The 3,225-nt window shown below is 42.4% G+C and carries 2 protein-coding genes; both read left to right on the forward strand.

Translation table 11 applies throughout. The annotated features are described in order from the left end of the window. The first annotated feature begins 29 nt into the window (after positions 1-29). The gene (gene pnpS / locus HP456_RS21810) at positions 30-1,826 is read left to right on the forward strand and encodes a two-component system histidine kinase PnpS (protein WP_172255026.1); all 1,797 of its coding nucleotides are present in this window, start codon (positions 30-32) and stop codon (positions 1,824-1,826) included. A 286-nt stretch (positions 1,827-2,112) separates the two neighbouring features. Next, positions 2,113-3,069: an FtsH protease activity modulator HflK gene (gene hflK / locus HP456_RS21815; RefSeq protein WP_172255028.1), complete on the forward strand. Its 957-nt coding sequence runs from the start codon at positions 2,113-2,115 to the stop codon at positions 3,067-3,069. The last annotated feature ends 156 nt before the right edge of the window (positions 3,070-3,225 follow it).

The raw sequence follows: 3,225 nt of genomic DNA on the forward strand, positions 1-3,225 counted from the left end.
GGTTATAAACTGGAGGAGCCAAAAGTTCGATGACGAAGTTCAGAACCAAGCTCCTATTTGCCCTTATTACATTAATCATCATTGTATTGATCGGTCTTGGTCTCGTATTAGGGCAGATATTCAAGAATTTCTATATGGACACCTTTAATTCAAGAATTCAAAAGGAATCGAGATTATTGGCCAGTTCAATTGAAGAGAACGGAAGCCTGAGGGATATCAACCCGTCCATGATTGAAGAACTTAGTGATATATTGGATGTCCGGATCACCATCCTTAATGATTCCGGTAAAGTCGTCCATGATACAGAGTCAGCCGATTCCCTCCTTGATGTTCATCAGAAGAGGATGATCAATGAAATCGGTGATAATTGGGATGTGAAAGATAAGAATAAAAAGCTTGTCTTATCCGGTAAGGAATACCGATATTATTGGTATCCCCTTAAAAAACAGGACAAAGAGATCAACGGACTTCTGATTATGAGTACGGAAGTCGAAGCGCTTGAAAAAGGGACAGGACAAATCTGGCTTGTTCTGACAGTGTCCCTCGGGCTTGCGTTAATACTGATCATCATCCTGGGCTCAAGAATCACGGTGCGCTATACAAGGCCGATCGAGTCTGCTACCAAAGTGGCAATTGAACTTGCAAAAGGGAATTACAGGGCGAGGACCTATGATGATCGATTGGATGAAACCAGCATGCTGAGCACATCAATCAATATATTGGCACGTAATCTCCAGGAAATGGTCACTTCTCAGGAGATGCAGCAGGACCGGCTGACGACACTGATCGAAAACATGGGGAGTGCGATGCTGCTTATTGATCAGCGGGGATTTGTCGTACTGACGAATCGTACATTCAGGGAGTTTTTTAACCTGGAAGAAAGTCAGTTAAAGAAAGTCCGCTATCATGAAGTCATTCACTATCAGCAGGTGAACAAGCTGGTGGAAGAAATCTTTATGACTGAAGATCGGGTGAGAAGGCAGATTCTCCTCCCTCATAGGATTGAAAGAAAGCATTATGAAGTGTACGGTGCACCGATCATCGGACAGAATGACGAGTGGAAAGGGATTGTCGTCGTTTTTCATGATATTACCGAGCTTAAAAATCTTGAGCAAATGAGAAAAGACTTTGTGGCAAACGTCTCTCATGAGTTAAAAACGCCGATCACCTCGATTAAAGGTTTCTCTGAAACGCTGTTGGATGGCGCGATGCAGGATAGTGAAGCGTTGAAATCGTTCCTTGAGATCATCCTGACCGAAAGCGATCGCCTGCAATCGCTCATACAGGATTTATTGGAACTCTCCAAAATTGAAAAACATGGATTCGAGCTTTCCCTCGAAAAACAAGAAATACCGTTCCTGATCGGAGAGGTCCTGCCGATCCTGAAAGACAAAGCGGAGAATAAAGAAATTACAATCCACACCCGTTTCGAGTCCAAGGGAGAAGCGGAATTCGACCCTTACCGGTTAAAGCAAGTATTTATCAATCTGATTTCAAATGCGATTGTCTATACTCCGAGGGGCGGTGACGTGACCATATCCGTTACCGAAGGGAAAGAAAAGGTACATGTCTCCATTAAAGATAACGGTATGGGGATCAGTGAAGACGAGCTTCCGAGAATCTTTGAACGTTTCTATCGAGTGGACAAAGCCAGAAGTCGGAATTCAGGCGGAACAGGACTCGGCCTTGCAATCGTCAAACATATTATCGAAGCTCATGAAGGAGAGATCGAAGTCGACAGTGAAGTGAACAAAGGCACGACCTTCACAGTTTCTCTTTATAAGAAATTCCCGGATCAGTCATTCGGGGAAATAAATAGAAGATAATCTATATTCTTACTTATTTTTTACAATCAATTTACAAATGCTTAAACTGGTATTAACAAACAGGTGCTACTATAATGATGAAACCCCTTCATCCAAGGAGTTAAGAAAAGGCGAGAACCAACCCCGTTCTCGTCTTTTCGCATGGGAAAAAACAGTCTCCCCTTCCTGTCACAACCTCTCATCCCATTGTCATATTTTTGAAACCTTTTTACATCCTGCCCGTATATATTACTAGTCGACTAATAGTATAGAGATAGGTTGATTGTAATAGAAAGGGAGGGAGTTTATGAGTCTTAAACGTATTTACACCGTCACCGGAATGGTTATAGCCGCTCTTATATTGATTCTTGTGTTAATCACATCCTGGTACACAGTGGATGAATCTGAACAGGCACTCGTACTCACATTTGGTGAAGCGGGTGAGCCGGTGGTCGAACCCGGTCTGCATCTGAAAATGCCTTGGCCGATGCAGTCGGTAGAGGTTCTTTCGAAAGAAACGTTCAGTCTTCAATTTGGTTATGAAGAAAAGGACGGAGAAATCAAGGAAGTCCCGAAAGAAACAAAAATGATCACCGGGGATGAATATATCGTCCTTGCCGACCTAGTTGTACAATGGAAAATCACTGATCCCGAAAGTTACTTATACAGTTCAGAGGATCCCAAAGAAATACTCTATGATGCGACTTCAGCTTCTTTAAGAAGTATTATAGGAAGTTCACTCATCGATGATGCACTGACTTCCGGTAAAGCGGAAATTGAGGCCAATGTCAGGGAGCTGTTAATGGATTTGATTGATAAATATGATATCGGTATTTCCATATTGGCAGTCAAATTGCAGGATGTTGAATTGCCCAATGCTGAAGTTCGCAGTGCTTTTACTGCTGTAACTGATGCTCGTGAAACAATGAATACGAAAATAAACGAAGCGAAGAAATACCGAAACCAGAGAACGAATGAAGCGAAAGGTGAAAAGGATGCCATTATCTATAGAGCTAAAGGTGATAAAATTGCACGCGTGGAGCAGGCCCGCGGGGATGTTGCTGTCTTTGACAAGCTCTATGCGGAATATAAAGGAAATCCTGAAATCACAAGAAAGCGACTTGTTCTTGAAACACTGGAAAACGTACTGCCGGATGCCGAAATTTATATCATGAAAGATAACGGTGATACGATGAAATATTTCCCTATCAGACAGCTTGAAAATCAAGCACCGCCGGTCAAGCAGGAAGGGAGTGAGGAATAATGACTGATCAAAATGTGTTTGAGATTAAATCAGGGCAAAATCCGGTCGAATGGAAGAAATATAGGAAACTGGGCATATTCCTGATTCTCCTCCTCTTTGCTATCCTGCTTCTTTTCACAAGCATCTATATTGTGAAAGAAAGTGAATACAAAGTGG

It is taken from the genome of Bacillus haikouensis (genome assembly GCF_013179555.1).
Lineage (GTDB): Bacteria > Bacillota > Bacilli > Bacillales > Bacillaceae_B > Rossellomorea > Rossellomorea haikouensis_A.